This window comes from Pseudomonas sp. 7-41 (assembly GCF_021233075.1).
GTDB classification, from domain to species: domain Bacteria; phylum Pseudomonadota; class Gammaproteobacteria; order Pseudomonadales; family Pseudomonadaceae; genus Aquipseudomonas; species Aquipseudomonas veronii.
Genome location: NZ_CP089551.1, coordinates 4,487,821 through 4,503,239, shown reverse-complemented (window position 1 = coordinate 4,503,239; position 15,419 = coordinate 4,487,821). Strand labels below are relative to the sequence as shown.

Annotated in this window: 14 protein-coding genes; 4 read left to right on the top strand and 10 right to left on the bottom strand. The window is 63.8% G+C overall.

Annotated elements, in window-relative coordinates; translation table 11 throughout:
• Positions 1-97: 97 nt before the first annotated feature.
• The 4 genes from LQ249_RS20200 to LQ249_RS20185 all read right to left on the bottom strand — a co-directional run bounded on the left by LQ249_RS20200 (position 98) and on the right by LQ249_RS20185 (position 6,803).
• Entirely contained in the window at positions 98-556 is a 459-nt protein-coding gene (locus LQ249_RS20200) for an REP-associated tyrosine transposase (RefSeq protein WP_232565843.1), read from the bottom strand.
• 464 nt (positions 557-1,020) lie between these two features.
• Positions 1,021-2,439: an efflux transporter outer membrane subunit gene (locus tag LQ249_RS20195; protein WP_232565842.1), complete on the bottom strand. Its 1,419-nt coding sequence runs from the start codon at positions 2,437-2,439 to the stop codon at positions 1,021-1,023.
• Positions 2,423-3,592, bottom strand: coding sequence for an efflux RND transporter periplasmic adaptor subunit (locus tag LQ249_RS20190; protein WP_046382834.1), 1,170 nt, complete (start codon positions 3,590-3,592; stop codon positions 2,423-2,425). The genes LQ249_RS20195 and LQ249_RS20190 overlap by 17 nt, the downstream gene beginning before the upstream one ends.
• Positions 3,582-6,803 carry an efflux RND transporter permease subunit gene (locus LQ249_RS20185; protein ID WP_232565841.1) on the bottom strand — a complete coding sequence of 1,074 codons (3,222 nt, stop codon included), beginning with the start codon at positions 6,801-6,803 and terminating at the stop codon, positions 3,582-3,584. The genes LQ249_RS20190 and LQ249_RS20185 overlap by 11 nt, the downstream gene beginning before the upstream one ends.
• Positions 6,804-7,012: 209 nt before the next feature.
• On the opposite strand from LQ249_RS20185, the gene LQ249_RS20180 reads away from it, so the two are divergent.
• The gene (locus tag LQ249_RS20180) at positions 7,013-7,423 is read left to right on the top strand and encodes a PA0061/PA0062 family lipoprotein (RefSeq protein WP_057004473.1); all 411 of its coding nucleotides are present in this window, start codon (positions 7,013-7,015) and stop codon (positions 7,421-7,423) included.
• Here the strand turns inward: LQ249_RS20180 and LQ249_RS20175 are convergent.
• Positions 7,420-7,581 carry a hypothetical protein gene (locus tag LQ249_RS20175; protein ID WP_164887010.1) on the bottom strand — a complete coding sequence of 54 codons (162 nt, stop codon included), beginning with the start codon at positions 7,579-7,581 and terminating at the stop codon, positions 7,420-7,422. The two genes, LQ249_RS20180 and LQ249_RS20175, sit on opposite strands and share 4 nt — an antisense overlap.
• A 211-nt stretch (positions 7,582-7,792) precedes the next feature.
• Here LQ249_RS20175 and LQ249_RS20170 point away from each other — a divergent pair, with 211 nt between their 5' ends.
• Positions 7,793-8,455, top strand: a complete 663-nt coding sequence (locus LQ249_RS20170; protein ID WP_057004472.1) for a C39 family peptidase — start codon at positions 7,793-7,795, stop codon at positions 8,453-8,455.
• A 43-nt stretch (positions 8,456-8,498) separates the two neighbouring features.
• Here LQ249_RS20170 and LQ249_RS20165 read toward each other — a convergent pair whose 3' ends face one another.
• From LQ249_RS20165 to LQ249_RS20145, 5 genes are all read right to left on the bottom strand, one after another.
• The gene (locus tag LQ249_RS20165; protein WP_046382838.1) at positions 8,499-9,200 is read right to left on the bottom strand and encodes a VIT1/CCC1 transporter family protein; all 702 of its coding nucleotides are present in this window, start codon (positions 9,198-9,200) and stop codon (positions 8,499-8,501) included.
• A gap of 13 nt (positions 9,201-9,213) precedes the next feature.
• Positions 9,214-10,203, bottom strand: a complete 990-nt coding sequence (locus LQ249_RS20160; protein WP_232566620.1) for an FAD:protein FMN transferase — start codon at positions 10,201-10,203, stop codon at positions 9,214-9,216.
• Positions 10,193-12,373 (bottom strand): PepSY domain-containing protein, encoded by a 2,181-nt coding sequence (locus LQ249_RS20155; RefSeq protein WP_232565840.1) that lies wholly within the window; start codon positions 12,371-12,373, stop codon positions 10,193-10,195. The genes LQ249_RS20160 and LQ249_RS20155 overlap by 11 nt, the downstream gene beginning before the upstream one ends.
• A gap of 25 nt (positions 12,374-12,398) precedes the next feature.
• On the bottom strand, positions 12,399-12,869 hold the full coding sequence (locus tag LQ249_RS20150) for a DUF2271 domain-containing protein (RefSeq protein ID WP_017848221.1): 471 nt from the start codon (positions 12,867-12,869) through the stop codon (positions 12,399-12,401).
• An 82-nt stretch (positions 12,870-12,951) separates the two neighbouring features.
• Entirely contained in the window at positions 12,952-13,275 is a 324-nt protein-coding gene (locus LQ249_RS20145) for a PepSY domain-containing protein (protein ID WP_017848220.1), read from the bottom strand.
• Between the two features lie 131 nt (positions 13,276-13,406).
• On the opposite strand from LQ249_RS20145, the gene LQ249_RS20140 reads away from it, so the two are divergent.
• On the top strand, positions 13,407-14,066 hold the full coding sequence (locus LQ249_RS20140; protein ID WP_046485615.1) for a response regulator transcription factor: 660 nt from the start codon (positions 13,407-13,409) through the stop codon (positions 14,064-14,066).
• Positions 14,063-15,397 carry a sensor histidine kinase gene (locus tag LQ249_RS20135; RefSeq protein ID WP_232565839.1) on the top strand — a complete coding sequence of 445 codons (1,335 nt, stop codon included), beginning with the start codon at positions 14,063-14,065 and terminating at the stop codon, positions 15,395-15,397. Before LQ249_RS20140 ends, LQ249_RS20135 begins: the two co-directional genes overlap by 4 nt.
• Positions 15,398-15,419 lie beyond the last annotated feature (22 nt).

The following is a 15,419-nucleotide window of genomic DNA, read 5'->3' as shown; positions in this document are numbered from 1 at the left end:
GAGGGGGCTTGCTCGCGATAGCAGTGGTTCAGCCGATACACATGTGATTGACCCACCGCCATCGCGAGCAAGCCCCCCTCCCACAGTTGAACTGTGTCTATACCCAAATGGCATCCCACAACGGGTAGTCGCCAATCCGGCTAACCAATCCCGCCCGCAATGGATTGGCCACCACATACCGGGCCATTTTCACCAAGTCGTCTTCCTTGCGCAGCGCCCGGTCATGGAAACTTTCCTGCCAAAGCCTCCCCTTGCGTTCGCTCGCACCGTTGACGCTCCGTGTGCTTTTGGACTTCACCTGGCGCGTCAGGTCAGCCAGCGAGCCTTTTTTCAGTTCGAGCAGCCAATGGAAATGGTCCGGCATGGTCACCCATGCCAGGGAGTTCGCCAGCCCTTGGTACTGAGCTAATCGAAACTGCCAGACCACCAAGCGACCGAGATGGAAATTCTTGAATATCGGGATGCGTTCGTGGGTGTTGGTGGTGATGAGGTAGATACGGTTGGGTTCGCTGAATCGACCGATACGCAGGCGGTGTGAAGCGGGTAAGTCGGGCATTCCCTGGCCTCTCTCTGGGTGTGTTTTGAGAGGCTAGATGGGTGAACTGCAGGTTGAAGGGCAGGCTTTTGGCAGGATGTGTCTGTGCGAACGCTATCGGGAGCAAGCTCCCTCCCACATGGGCTCTGCGGTGTTCATACATTGTGTGTCTGGCGCCGGACCAGTGTGGGGTTGGCTTGAATCCTCCCACATGGGCTCTGCGGTGTTCATACATTGAGTGTCTGGCGCCGGACCAGTGTGGGAGGGGGCTTGCCCCCGATGAGGCCGGAACTGACGCCGCCGCTATCACAGCAATACCGCGTACCGACACGCCAATGACAGTGATTACACGGCAGTGACCGTGTTTCTCAACAGTCGGCCGGAAGACTGAATATGCGCTGGATCAGTCGATGATGTTTGGCTGATCCAGCCTCATCAAAGGCAAACCAGCTCCCACCTTTGAGCTGGTTTGCACAAAAAAAGCGTCAGGCGCCAGGTTGCCAGCCGCCGCCCAGCGCGGTGACCAGCCCCACACTCGCCTGCAACTGCCGTGTCTGCACCGCCTGCAAGGTCCGCTGTGCCTGTAACGCCGCTGTCTGCGCGGTCACTACATCCAGATAGCTCACCGCGCCGGCCTGGTAGCTGTTCATCGCCAACGCTTGCGTATGCTGCGCCGCATCCGCCGCGGCTTGTTCATCCTGTGCCTCCTGCTGCAAATCCCTTAGCTGTGCCAGGTTGTCTTCGACCTCGCGCACGGCTTTCAGTACCTGGCTGCGGTACTGTGCCGAGGCTTGTTCGAACTCGGCCTTGGCCTGGCGTTCGTTGGCGCTCAAGCGACCGCCATCGAAGATCGGCAAGTTCATCAGCGGCCCCAGCGCCCAATACCGATTGCCCTCCGACAGTAAATTCCCCACGCCTTGGGTCTGCCCGCCAATCAACCCGGTCAGACTGAAATCCGGGTACCACGCGGCCTTGGCCACGCCGATATTTGCGTTGGCCGCAAACACTCGGCGCTCGGCCGCCGCAATGTCCGGGCGACGTTGCAGCAGGTGGCTCGGCAGTTGCGACGGAATCCCCGGCAGGGCGATCAGTTGTTGGCTCGCCGGCAGTGTGAAGTCGCTGGCCGCCACGCCGACCAGTTCACCGATGGCATGCTCGGTGAGGTTGCGTTGCCCGCGCACTTCATCCAGTTGCGCCTTGGCTTGGGCGAGCTGGTTTTGCGCGCGGGTCAGGTCCAGTTCCGAAGCAATCTGGCCCTCGTAGCGGCTGCGGGTCAGTTGCAGGGCCTGGCTGAAATCCTCCAGCGAGCTGTTGAGAATCCGACTTTGCGCATCCAGCCCATTGAGCTGCACGTACAAGGTCGCCAACTGATGCTGCAAGCTCAAGCGCGCCACCGCCAGATCGTCGCCCGACGCTTGCGCCTGCGCATCACCCGCCGCCACCTGGTTGCGGATTTTGCCCCACAGGTCCAAGTCGTAGCTCAATGAAAGCCCCGCCGTGTTGCTGTTGTAAACCGACGGCTGCGTGGTACTGCGCAGCGGACGCGAGTCGGATTGGCGCTGACGCAGCGGTTGTGCGCTGGCCGTGATCTGCGGGAACAGCCCGGCATGCAATTGGCTGGCATACGCCTGGGATGCATCGAAGTGCGCCAGCGCTGCCGCCAGGTCCGGGTTGGCCTTGAGCAATTGCTGTTGCAACTGATCCAGGCGCGGTTCGCGGTAGAGCGTCCACCACTGCGGCGCCAGTTGGTCGGACGGCTGCGCGCTGTGCCAGGGGCCATCGCTGGTCTGTTCGCGATAGTTGGCCGGCAGGTCGATCGCCGGCACGTTGTAGGTCGGTGCCAGCGAGCAACCTTGCAACGCCAGCAGCATCACCGCGGCAAGCGGTTTAAGCCTTGGGCGCATGGGCACCTCCGGAGGCGTCGGCCAGTTGCACGGGGTCGCCTTCGCGCAGGGCGTCGGGCGGGTTGTCGACCACGCGGTCGGCGGGTTTCAGGCCCTGGTCGATCACCAGGCGTTCACCTAGGTCCAGGCCGATATGGATGGCCTGCAGGTGTATGTGGTTTTGCGCATCCAGCACCGCTACCTGAGTGCCTTGGGCACGGAAGATCAGCGCGCTGGCCGGGATGCTCACGCCATGGGTGTCTGCCGGAATCGGCAGGGTGGCTTCGGCGTAATCGCCCGGCAGCAACTCGCCGTTGGGGTTGTCGGCGACAAACTGCGCGAGCAGGGTGCCGGAGCGGCGGTCGATGGCGGTGGAGTCGCCGATCAGGTGCGCCTTGAAGTGTTCGCCAGGGTGCTCGGGAACACTCAGCTCGGCTTCAAGCCCGGGGTGGATGACGGCCGCGTAGTTCTGCGGCACCGGCACGTAGAGGCGCAACTGGTGGGTGTCGGCGATGTTGAACAGCTCCGGGTCGCTGTCGGTATCGGCCTTGATCAACTGGCCGATGTCGGTGTTGCGCGCGGTGATGGTGCCAGCGAACGGCGCGCGGATAGTCTTGTAGCTTTCCAGCGCCGACAAGCGTGCGTAATCGGCAGCGGCGGCTTCGGCGTTGGCTTTGGCCGCTGCGGCGTTGGAGGTTTTTTCATCGGCCTCCTGGCGCGACACCGAATGGCTGGCCAGCAGGTTCTGCCAACGCGTCGCGGTGGTGGCGGCCAGCCGCGCATTGGCCTGTTGCTGCACCAGGCGCGCATGGGTCTGCGCCAGTTGTTGATCGAGATCGGGGCTGTCGATTTCGGCGAGGATTTGCCCGGCTTTGACCTGGCTGCCGATGTCGACTTTCCAGTCCTTCAAGTAGCCGCTGACCCGCGCATGGATCGGCGCCTTGCTCCAGGCTTCAAGGTGAGCGGGCAGGCGCAGGGTGTCACCGGCCACGTTCTGCTGCGGCTGGAACACCATCACCTGCGGCACGGCGGCGGTTTCGGTCCAGGCGGTGACGGAGCGCTCGTGCATTGTGCGGGCGTACAGGCCGTTGGCGACCAGCAGGGCGGCCAGGGTCAGGCCGCCGACACCCATGAGCATCAGACGCTTGCGCGAGGGTTTGTGATCAGACGACATGGAGCGTTTCTCCAACAGTTGCGCGAGTAGGCTGACGACCGTGGACCAGGCTGAAGACCACGGGAACAAATAACAGGGTGGCGGTGGTGGCGAGGATCAGACCACCGATCACGGCGCGGCCGAGCGGCGCGTTCTGCTCCTCGGACAAGGCCAGCGGCAGCATGCCGATGATCATCGCCAGGGCGGTCATGCACACCGGACGAAAGCGCGTGTAGCCGGCTTCCAGTGCGGCCTTGAGCGCATCGCCATGTTCGGCCAGGCGTTCCCGGCAGAAGCTCACCACCAGGATCGAGTTGGCGGTGGCCACGCCCATGCACAGGATGGCCCCGGTCAACGCCGGCACCGACAACGACGTGCCGCTGAGGAACAGCATCCACACGATCCCCGCCAATGCCGCCGGCAACGCGGTGATGATCACGAACGGGTCGACCCATGACTGGAAGTTGACCACGATCAGCAGGTAGATCAGCACCACCGCGCCGAGCAGGCCGACGCTCAAACCGCTGAAGGCTTCATGCAGCGCATCGATCTGCCCGTGCAGGCTGATCGTCGCGCCTTTGGGGCGCATGGACGCGGTGTCGTCCAGCACTTTTTGCACGTCGCGGGCCACGCCACCGAGGTCGCGGCCTTGCACGTTGGCGTAGAGGTCCAGGGTCGGTTCGATGTTGTAGTGGGTCACCACCGCCGGGCTTTGCACGCGGGAGATGCTGGCCACACCGCCGAGGATTTGCGATTGACCATCGGCACCGGTCACTGGCAGTGCTTCCAGCGCCGGCAGGCTGTCGAGGCGGTATTGCGGGGTGGCGGCGACGATGGAATAGGACACGCCGTTGGCCGGGTTGAGCCAGAACGTCGGTGCGGTTTGCGAGCTGCCCGCGAGGGAGGCGACCATGCTGTTGGTCACATCGCGCTCGGTGATGCCCAGGCCGTTGGCGCGCAGGCGGTCGACATTCACTTGCAGCGACGGGTAGCCGGTGGACTGCTGGATGCGCAGGTCGGCGATGCCCGGTACGTGTTGCAGACGGCGTTCCAGTTCCACGGCGTAGGCGCGGTTTTCGGCATCGCTGCGCCCGGAGATTTTCACGTCCAGCGGCGCCGGCGCGCCGAAGTTGAGGATCTGGCTGCTGATGTCCGCTGGCAGGAACGCAAAGTGGCTGCCAGGGAAACTTTGCGGCAGCGCCTCACGCAGTTTTTTCACGTAGTCGGCGGTGGGCGCGTGGTGTTGTTTCAGGCTGACCTGGATATCGCCGTCCTGCGGGCCGATGGTGCCGCTGCTGCTGTAGGCCATGTCGATGCCGCTCAGCGGAATGCCGATATTGTCGACGATGGTGTCGAGTTCGTCGGCCGGGATCACTTCGCGTATCCGCGCCTCGATCCGGTCGAACGCCGCAGCGCTTTCCTCGATCCGCGTACCCAGCGGCAAACGCACATGCAGCGCCAGCGCCCCGGCGTCGGTGGCCGGGAAGAAATCCTGGCCCAGGCTGGGCAGCAGCAAAAACGAGGCGAGCACACAGGCTAAAAAGCCGACGATGAAGCGCTTGCGATTGCCCAGGGCCAACGTCAGCAGGCCATGGTAGGTGTCGCGGATGTTCGAGAAGTGCCGCTCGAAACCCTGCTGGAAATTCAGCACCGACTGCAGCGCCGCGTTGCGTGGCTTGGTGTGCTGCTCGCCTTCGTGGTGGTTGATGAACGCATCTTCCGGGTGGTGGCCGGTGCCCGGTTCCGGCGTGTGCGGCTTGAGCAGGTACATCGCCAATGTCGGCACCAGGGTGCGCGAGAGGATGAACGAGCTGGCCATGGCGAAGATCACCGCCAGGGCCATCGGCCGGAACAGGTACCCGGCGATGCCTTGCAGCAAGAACATCGGCACGAACACGATGCAGATGCACAGCAGCGAGACGAACGCCGGGCCGACGATCTGCGCGGCGCCGTCGAGGATCGCAGCCTTCACCGCCTTGCCCTGTTCCAGGTGCCAGTTGATGTTTTCGATGGTCACCGTGGCGTCGTCCACCAGAATCCCCACCGCCAACGCCAGCCCGCCGAGGGTCATCACGTTGAGGGTTTGCCCGCTGACCGCCAGCAGCGCGATGGCCGACAGCACCGCCAGGGGGATCGAGGCGGCGATGATCAGCGTCGAGCGCCAGCTCCCGAGGAACAGCAGGATCATCGCGCTGGTCAGCAGCGCGGCGATGATGCCTTCCTGGGCCACGCTGCCCACCGATTGTTTGACGAACACCGACGCATCGCCGAGCAATGAGGTCTTCAGCGACGGCGGCAGGGTTTCGTTGATGCGCGGCAGCATCTGGCGGATGCCGTCGATGATCGACAGGGTGGAGATGCTGCCGTTTTTCAACGCTGGCATCAGCACCGCGCGATGGCCGTCGACGCGCACGATGTTGGTCTGCGGTGGCGAACCGTCACGCACGTGGGCCACCTGGCCGATGGTGATCAGCGCACCGTCGACGGTCTTGATCGGCAGGTCGTTGAGTTCATCGATGGCCTTGGGGCTGTTGTTGAGCAGGATCGTGTATTCGTTGGGGCCGAGCTTGGCGGTGCCCACCGGGATGATCTGGTTTTGCAACGCCAGGGCATTGCCCACGTCCTGCGCCGACAAGCCTTTGGCGGCCAGCGCCTGCGGGTCGAGGTCGAGGGTGATCTGCCGCTGCTTGCCACCCATGGGCGTGGGCATGGCCAGGCCGGGCAGGGCGCTGAGGGGCAGGCGGATATTGTTCTGCACCAGGTCGCGGATCTTGGCTTCCGACAGTGTCGGGCTGGAGAACGCCATTTGCAGGATCGGCACCGTCGATGCGCTGTAATTGAGGATCAGCGGCGGCGTGATGCCGGGGGGCATTTGCTTGAGCACGGTTTGTGACACCGCTGTCACCTGGGCGTTGGCGGTGCGGATGTCGACGCCGGGCTGGAAGAAGATCTTGACGATGCCCATGCCCGGCAGGGATTGCGATTCGATGTGTTCGATGTCGTTGACGGTGGTGCTCAGGGAGCGTTCGTAGGTGTAGATCACCCGCCCGGCCATGGCGTCCGGCGACAGGCCGTTGTACTGCCAGACCACTGCAACGACGGGGATGCCGATATCGGGGAATACATCAGTGGGGGTTCGCAGGGCCGCCATCGGCCCGATGATGCAGATGAATATGGCCAACACGATAAACGTGTACGGCTTTTGCAGTGCGGTCTTTACCAGCCCGAGCATGCGTGAACCTCCGAGGGAGCAGGATTGCAAACCCCGGCAGTCTTGCCCGACCCACCTAACACGCACCTTTCAGCCAGGTGAAGGAAGATTTAGGTATGGGCTGAAGATCGTTTCATGTGTATTCATTTGTTCTACAAAGGGTGGCTCTCCAAGCTTGTGACCCATCGGATGCGATGCGTCTTTTAACTGAAATCCTTTGGAGCTCTGCCATGTCACTCAAACCGTTATTGCTGATTCCCGCCTTGAGCGCTGTGTTGTTACTGTCGGCCTGCGCCGGCCCGATGCCCAAAGCCGACCCCAGCGAAGCCTGGATCGGATTGAAAGAAGAAGCGCCGAATGACCTGATGGCCGAGCGCGTCGACGGCAAGCGCGTGGATGACGGGCGCTTTTTCGAAGTGCCGCCGGGAGCCCATCGTTTGGATGTGACGTTGTTCGAGGAAGAGCCGGGCGACGATAACCAGCAGGACTGCCAGGGCCGCGTGGAGTACGAGAACTTCAAGGCGGGTGAACACTACACCCTGATCGAATCCAGCCTGGGCACCACCGTGCGCGCATCGCTCCTGGATGGTCACGGTAAGGAAGTCGCGGCAACGCAGGACTTCAATTGCATGCCTGGCTAGGCGTGATGCACCGCCGTCTTGTGCGGCTTGGCGGATGCAGCCGCTTTGACGTGGGGGTGATGGTGCCGACGGGTAATGCGCAACACCCCCCACAACATGGCGGCGGCCACTGCGAGCCAACCGCAGATCAACAGGAAAATCGTCGTTGCAAGGCTCATTCTGGCCTCCTTTCGCCCAGCAGGGCGCACACACAGTCTTCTCAATGGACAGTCTAGTCAGACGACGGTTGCCTGCTATTGACCAATGGTCGTGTCGATCCAACTTCTTTGCTCTATCCCGGGCGTTTTACTGCGGTTCAAGGCTATACCCGAGCGGAAGAGCGTCCTATGATCAGGGCCCTTACCGGCAGTTGATCAAGAGGGTAGAAAATTGCGGTTACGGTCCAACGTTACAACGTCCTTGCTGCTGGCCTGCACCCTGGGGCTCGCGGCCTGTTCCGGGCAGCCGTCGAAACTGCCGGGCCTGCCGGAGCGTGTCGAGCTCAATGGCGTGCCGACGTTTCGCAGCGACGCTTATCAAAGCGGTCCCACCGCGTTAGCCAGCATGCTGTCGCAACAAGGCATTGTCATGACACCGGGCTTGCTGGATAAGCCGCTGCACTTGCCGGGCGGCGAAGCGAACCTGGAGCGCAACATGCAGGTGCTGGCCCGTGAATACGGGTTGATGGTGTATCCGCTCGACGCCAAGCTCACCTCGGTGCTGGCGCAGGTGAGCGCGGGTTACCCGGTGATGGCGCGGATCGGCGGCGGCCTTTTGTCCAGCACGCACTACGTGGTCGTGGTGGGTTTCAACCAGCAGAAAAGCACGGTGCTGCTGCGCTCAGGCATGGATCGGCGGTTGTTGATGAGCTTCAGTGACTTTGAGTCGAAGTGGAGCAGCGCCGGTCACTGGGCAATCCTCACCCAGCGCCCGAGCCAGTTGCCGGCCAATGTGGATACGCAGCGCTGGCGCGAAGCGGCCAATGCCACCGCCCAGGCCGGGCAAGAGCAGGCTGCGGCGCAGGCACTCAAGGTATTGGCCGAAAGAAAGTAAGACACACCGCGCCCGCCACGTTGGGGCGCGGTGTGTTTTCGCGCTACACCACAGCGCCGAACAATGCCCCGACGCTGGCCGTAATGCCCATGGCCAGCACGCCCCACAGGGTTACGCGCCAGGCGCCGACGAAGACTTTCGCCCCGCCGGCCCTGGCCGCCACGGCGCCAAGGCTGGCAAGAAACAGCAGGGACATGCCGCAGATCCACGGCACCACGCTGTGCTCTGGCGCGATGAGCGTCACCGCCAGCGGCAACGCGGCACCGACCACGAAACTCGCCGCCGAGGCCAGCGCCGCTTGCAGCGGTTTGGCGGTGAGGGCTTCGCTGATGCCCAGCTCGTCCCGGGCGTGAGCCCCCAAGGCGTCGTGCGCCATCAATTGGTCGGCGACCTGATGAGCCAATTCGGGTGATACACCACGCTGCATGTAGATGTTGGCAAGTTCACGGTGTTCGGCTTTCGGGTTACTCGCCAGTTCCGCGCGTTCCCGTGCCAGGTCGGCGTGCTCGGTATCGGCCTGGGAATGCACCGAAACGTATTCGCCGGCCGCCATCGACATCGCCCCCGCCACCAGCCCGGCCATGCCGGTGACGATCAGCGAGGCGTGGCTGGCGTTGGCGGCGGCGACACCGATCAACAGGCTGGCGGTGGAGACGATGCCGTCATTGGCGCCCAGTACCGCGGCGCGCAGCCAGCCGATACGGTCGCTGCGGTGGGATTCGGTGTGCCGGTGCATGAATTTCATCGGTGTGCGGGACTCACGTTCGTGGACGGGGTTGGGGCGGACGGCTTTCAATCTGCGCCTGCAGAATACCGCCGACAATCGATATTTCTTTGAGTTGTTCACCCTCGCGCAGCACGAACAACGCGTCCACCCCGCGTGCCTGCGCCAGGCGTGGGCCTTCGACTTCGCCCAGCACCATCAACGCCGTGGCCCAGGCATCGGCGAGCATGCACGAGGCGGCCACCACCGTGACGGCGGCGACGGTATTGCACAGCGGGGCGCCGGTGGCCGGGTTCATGGTGTGAGCATAGTGTCGGTCTTTCACGTCAATCCAGTGTCGGTAGTCGCCGGAGGTGGCGATGGCGGCGTCGCTGAGTTCCATGACCCCCATCACTTCACGCTGGCCACGGCTTGGTTTTTCAATGGCCACGACCCACGGTTGAGCATCCGGCTTGACGCCGCGGGCACGCATTTCGCCATCGATGCCGACCAGGTAGCGGGTCAGCCCGAAGCCGTCCAGGCAGCGCGCCAGTTCGTCGACGCCAAAGCCTTTGGCGATCCCGTTGAGGTTGAGGTGCAGCGGCGCGCGTTTGCGCACTTGGTGGCGTTGCGTGTCCACCGTCAACGCCGCAGTGGCCGACAGACCGCTGCGTGACGGCAGGGCGTCGATGGTCTGTTCTGTGACTGAGGGTGCGCCGGGACCGAAGCCCCAGGCGTCCACCAGATCACCGACGGCGATGTCGAAAGCCCCGCCGGATTGCTGGCTGACCCGCAACGCGGCGGCCAACACCGTGGCCAGTTCCTGGGGCACCGGCAACCATGTTTGCTCGGGGCCGGCGTTGAGGCGGTTGAGGTCGGAATCGGCCTTCCAGGTGGACATCTGCTGGTCCACCCGGCCCACGGCCTGCGCCAGGCCGCGGTTGATCGCGTCGGTGTCGACGCCGGCCTCGGCATAGAACACGGCGGTATAGCGCGTGCCCATGGTCTCGCCGTTCAGGCTGTAGCGTTGGGCCTCAGTAGACATCTTCACGGTAGCGTCCTTGTGCTTTCAGGGCCAGCACACTCAGGTGGAGCGGGGCCAACACGTTATCCAGCGCTTGCATCACGCCTTTGGCCATCTCGCGGCTGCCGCACACCAGCACTTGGGCGCCGTTTTCGATCAGGGCGCGCAACGCCAGGGCATCGCCGAGCAACCGGTCTTGCACATAGCTGCGCTCCTGAACCTGGGAGAACGCCGCGCGCAATGCGGTCAGGCGGCGGTCGGCCAGGTAACGCTTGAGCTCCGGTTCATAGAGAAAATCCGAAGCCGGGTTGCGTCCGCCCCAATACAGGTGCATCGGGTGTTTGGCGGTGTTATGGCGAATAAAACCGGCCAGGGGCCCGATACCGGTGCCGGCACCGATCAGAATCACCGGGTGCGCGCCCGACGCCGGACGAAATTGCGGATTGGGCTGGATGAACGCTTCGACCGACCCGCCGATCTTCAGCTCATGCAGGAACCCCGAGCATAGGCCACCTTCGTGTTTGCGCACGCAGATTTCCAGCGTGCCGTCTTCAGAGGAACTGGCCAGCGAGTAAAAGCGCGGCACCGGGTTGTCCGGCGGCAAAATACCGACCAGATCGCCGGCCTGGAAGCTCGGTAGCGCGCCTGCGGCCTTGAAGCGCAGGACGTGGGTCGGTGCGTTCACGGCTTCGCCATAGACGATGCGTTCGGTCAATTCCAGACGACGGCTGCGCGGGCGCTGCGCCGTGTGGATCAGCGGCAGGTCGTGGCCCAGTGGCGCCGCCAACGCATCGCCCCAGCGCGCAAATTCCTGCGAGGATTGACGGTTCACGGTTTCCAGCCCCAGCAATGGCGTGCCGCCGGCTTGTACCATCGCGTCCTGCACCTGATGGGCGTACTGACAGAATCGCGGAAACTGCCGGTCGCCAAACCCGAGTACCGCAAAGGGCAGGCCGGGTTTGAGGCCCACTTGCTGCAGCCGTGCCAGGAACTGCGCGGCCGACGCCGGTGCATCGCCGTCGCCGTGGGTGGCGGTGAGGATGAACAGGCGCTGGGCAGCGCGGTACTCGCCCTTCCAATCGTTCATCGCGGCGCTGTGAACCCGGTGCCCGGCCTGGTGCAACGCCGCGTGCAAGGTATTGGCAAAACCCCAGGTGCTGTTGGTTTCACTGCCCACCAGAATCACGCTGTCGGCGGCGTGGGCCGGGCTGTTATGGCGAATCTTCGGCGCGGCCTTGCGGCGGCGCCACCACAGCAGGATGCCGGTCACGCTCATCAACGGCACGCTGAGGGCGCTAACCCCGAGGATCAAGCCCAGCCACCAGAGGCCTTCGCCGGTGTGCAATTGATAGATCAGTTGATACAGGTTGTGCATTGAATCGTGGGCCTGATACGACAACAGCGTGCCGCTGACCGGGTCCACGTAGCCGTCACCCTGGGCGGTGCGCAGGGAAAACACGTCCTCGGGGTTACCGGGGCTCGGGTAAACCAGTTCGCGCAGGTCGTTCAGATCGATGGCCTGCAAGGCTTGCAGGTTGGCCACCGGCTGCGCCGCGCCGACGCTGATATGCGCGGGGAAGGCCGGCTCAGCCTGACTGCCGTCGGCGATCAAACCGAAGGTCGTGGCGCACATGTACAGCCCAGTCAAGGCCGACAGCAGCAGCCCGAGCACGGCCAGGCGCCCGACTTCGGCGTGCCAGCGCTGGCTGAACGAGCCGCGCAGCGGCCGCAACAGGTTGCGCAGGCCACCCAGGCGGCGCGCCAGCAACAGCGCGCCGGACACGCAAAGCATCAACATGAAGAGTGCGCCGACGCCCGCGATCCCATGCCCGGTGGTACCCATGAACAGCGAGCGGTGCAGGTCTTTTACCCAGCGCGAAACAACGGATGGCTCATAGGGCCCGAGGCCCTGGCCGGTCAGTGGATCGACGGTTTGCGCACCCGCCTGGCCGTCCTGGTTGTAGTAGATGATCACTGTTCCGGAGGCGCTGCGCTGGATCTGCTCCACCCCCGGAAAGTGGTTGGCGATGCGTCCCGCCAACTGGCCGACATTGAGCTGCCCGGCCGCGGTTGACGTGCCGTGCAGGCGTTCCAAGGCCGGATTGACGGACAGCACTGCGCCGCTGATGGCCAATATCATGACCAACAGGGCGGCGATCAGACCGGGCAGTGAATGGAACTGGCGAAGCATGTTCAGCCTCCAGAAGTCGCAGGTGTTACAGGTCGTAGGTAAAGGACTCGACATAAGTGCTGCCGCTGACCGGCTTGCCCGACCCGGCCGATGTCAGCGGAACACTGACGTCGGCGCGGCTGTCGCGCTTGTCTTCCACGGCGCTGTCGATACGGATCTGATACCCGGCGTCGATCAAGGTGTCGGCCAGTTCCACGCTGACGGTGAGGCTGCGGCCGCTGCCGACACTGGCGCCGCTGAGGCCGTCAAACTCGCTCGGCTTCATGGCGCTGCCACGCGCCCAGTCGCTCAGGTGCCGGTAGTACTTGGCCTTTTTGCCGGCGACCCAGAGGGTTTTCTGGTACTGGCCGTTGGCGTCGGTAACATAGATCGCCAGGTACGCGCCGTTGCCGCTGTAGTCCTTGAGTTGGGTGGTCAGTGTCACTTCGCGGGCCTGGGCCAGCCCCGGCAGGGCAATGGCGCCGGCGAGGCAGGTTGCAGCAATGATCTTTTTCATGATGATGTCCTGGTTGAACGTTGTGGCGAGAGCCTGGACCTGCTGGCTGACAGCAACCTGAAAGCCGTGGAAAAACCGCTGATCATTCCGATCCAGGGCGGTTGAGGTAATCCCGGGCGTCGCCGTTGGCGCCGAAATGGATTTCCAGTTTGCGCAGACGAAGCGAGGCGGGTGCGTAGCTGGCTTCGATCGCATTGCCTTTGCGGTCGGTGCCCCTGAGTTCATAGCAGCCGTCGTCGACCTTGATGCGTTGCACGCTCCAGCCGTATTGCTGTTCCACTTGCTGGCGCAGGGTTTCGCGTGGTTGCCAGTCGCTGACCGGCTCGCTGCAGTCGTCGTCGGCCAAGGCGTTTGCGCCGAGCAGGACGCCCAGCAGTGCGGTGCTGACAATAAAAGCTGATTTCATGATCTGTCTCCGGCCGGATTGGCATTTGCGGCTTACCCTAAAGGGCATTCCTGACAACCAGCTGAATCTTCAGATTCACGTCAGGTAAGCTCGGTAAGGTGCGGCACGACAACCACCACAGGAGGTGCCAGATGCGGGTTTTATTGGTCGAGGATGCACCCGGGCTGGGCGAGGCGGTGCGCGAACAGATTGCCGACGACGGCCATGCGGTCGATTGGGTGCAGCGCCTGGAGCATGCGAACAACAGCGTGCGCAGCACGCCGTATGACCTGATCCTGCTGGACCTGATGCTGCCCGACGGTCGCGGGCTGGACTTTCTGCGCCAGCAGCGTTCGGCCGGCAATGTGACCCCGGTGATCATCCTCACCGCCCAGGACCAGATATCCGATCGTATCGCCGGCCTCAACGCCGGGGCCGACGATTACCTGGTCAAACCGTTCGACCTGTTCGAGCTGTCGGCCCGGGTGGCCGCCGTGGCCCGCCGTTACAGCGGCAACCCCAACCCGCAGATCAAACTCGGTGAGTTGCAGATCGATATGAACGCGCGCACCGTGCAGCGTGCCGGCGTCACCGTCGACCTGACGGCGCGCGAATGGGCGCTGTTCGAGGCGTTTGTGCAGCGCCCCACGGCGTTGCTGTCGAAGTCGCAGCTCGAAGAGCGCCTGTACGCCTTCGGTGCGGAAATCGAGAGCAACACCATCGAGGTCTATATCAGCCGCCTGCGCAAAAAACTCGGGCGCGACCTGCTGGAAACCGTGCGTGGCATGGGTTATCGGTTGATGGCCGGATGAAGTCGCCGATCAGCCTGCAAAAACGCCTCGGCCTCGGGTTGACCCTGGGCATGACCTTGCTCTGGCTGGGGGCGACCGTCGGCGCCTGGCTGGTGGTGCAACACGAATTGAACGAGGTGTTCGACAGCGCCCTGGAAGAGACCGCGCAACGCATCCTGCCCCTGGCCGTGCTGGAAATCAGCAACCGCGAAGAACCGCGCACCGCCCAGCACGTCGCCACCCTGAAGATGCACAAGGAATACCTGACGTACCTGGTGCGCGATGCCCAGGGCCAGATTCTGATGCAGTCCCATGACGCCAACCCGAAGATCTTCAGCGAACACCCGAGCGAAGGGTTTTCCACTACCCGAAAATACCGGCTGTACGGCGCGAGTGCGCTGCGCGATACGCTGTTCATTGAGATCGCCGAGCCGCTGGGGCATCGCCGTGAGGCGGCGCGGGAAGCCTTGTTGGCCCTGTTGATGCCGTTATTGGCGCTGATCCCCATCAGCCTGTTGGGCACATGGTTGTTTGTGCGCTTCAGCCTGCGCAGCGTATTGGCTTATCGCCGTGCCGTGGAAGCGCGTGGTGTGGGGGATTTGTCGCCGATCAGCGTGGCCCGGCTGCCGGCTGAAATCGACCCGTTGGCCGACGCGGTCAACCACCTGCTGGAGCGCTTGCGCAAGGCCTTGGAGGCCGAGCGCAGCTTCACCGCCAACAGCGCCCACGAGTTGCGCACGCCATTGGCGGCGACGCTGGCGCAGATCCAGCGTTTGCGCCAGGAAGCGCCGGAAGGCCCGTTGCGCGTGCGTGCGGCGAAGATCGAACACGCCTTGCGCGAACTGGCGCGGCTTTCGGAAAAACTCATGCAGTTGGCCAAGGCCGAGGGCGGCGGGTTGTTGTCCGAGGCGCCCCAGGACCTGATTCCCTTACTGGCCCATGGGGTCGATGAGTGGAACCGCAGCAGCGGGCAGCGCATCCGCTTGCAACTGCCGAGCGAGGGCAGCGTGTATTGCGCGATCGACCCGGACGCGTTCGGCATCCTGCTGCGCAACTTGATCGAGAATGCGTTGAAGTACGGCGCGGTGGATCAACCGGTCGACGTCAGCCTCACGGACGATGCGTTGCTGCGGGTGGTCAACGGCGGACCGGCCGTGCCGGCGCCGGTGTTGCAGCGCCTGACCGAACGCTTCGTGCGCGGCAGCAGCGAAGCCAGCGGCAGCGGGTTGGGCCTGGCGATTGCCAAGACCATCGTCCATGGGGTCAAGGCGCACATGACCCTGGCGTCGCCGGCCACAGGCCGGGACGACGGGTTTGAAGTGAACGTTCAGTTTTTGCGCTTGCCGGCCTGAACGTTCATCGCGCCCCGGCGGC

Bases quoted from the DNA above. Each gene is read 5' to 3' on its own strand.
- LQ249_RS20200 (WP_232565843.1), bottom strand. From the start codon at position 556: ATGCCCGACTTACCCGCTTCACACCGCCTGCGTATCGGTCGATTCAGC.
- LQ249_RS20195 (WP_232565842.1), bottom strand. From the start codon at position 2,439: ATGCGCCCAAGGCTTAAACCGCTTGCCGCGGTGATGCTGCTGGCGTTG.
- LQ249_RS20190 (WP_046382834.1), bottom strand. From the start codon at position 3,592: ATGTCGTCTGATCACAAACCCTCGCGCAAGCGTCTGATGCTCATGGGT.
- LQ249_RS20185 (WP_232565841.1), bottom strand. From the start codon at position 6,803: ATGCTCGGGCTGGTAAAGACCGCACTGCAAAAGCCGTACACGTTTATC.
- LQ249_RS20180 (WP_057004473.1), top strand. From the start codon at position 7,013: ATGTCACTCAAACCGTTATTGCTGATTCCCGCCTTGAGCGCTGTGTTG.
- LQ249_RS20175 (WP_164887010.1), bottom strand. From the start codon at position 7,581: ATGAGCCTTGCAACGACGATTTTCCTGTTGATCTGCGGTTGGCTCGCA.
- LQ249_RS20165 (WP_046382838.1), bottom strand. From the start codon at position 9,200: ATGAAATTCATGCACCGGCACACCGAATCCCACCGCAGCGACCGTATC.
- LQ249_RS20160 (WP_232566620.1), bottom strand. From the start codon at position 10,203: ATGTCTACTGAGGCCCAACGCTACAGCCTGAACGGCGAGACCATGGGC.
- LQ249_RS20155 (WP_232565840.1), bottom strand. From the start codon at position 12,373: ATGCTTCGCCAGTTCCATTCACTGCCCGGTCTGATCGCCGCCCTGTTG.
- LQ249_RS20150 (WP_017848221.1), bottom strand. From the start codon at position 12,869: ATGAAAAAGATCATTGCTGCAACCTGCCTCGCCGGCGCCATTGCCCTG.
- LQ249_RS20145 (WP_017848220.1), bottom strand. From the start codon at position 13,275: ATGAAATCAGCTTTTATTGTCAGCACCGCACTGCTGGGCGTCCTGCTC.
- LQ249_RS20140 (WP_046485615.1), top strand. From the start codon at position 13,407: ATGCGGGTTTTATTGGTCGAGGATGCACCCGGGCTGGGCGAGGCGGTG.
- LQ249_RS20135 (WP_232565839.1), top strand. From the start codon at position 14,063: ATGAAGTCGCCGATCAGCCTGCAAAAACGCCTCGGCCTCGGGTTGACC.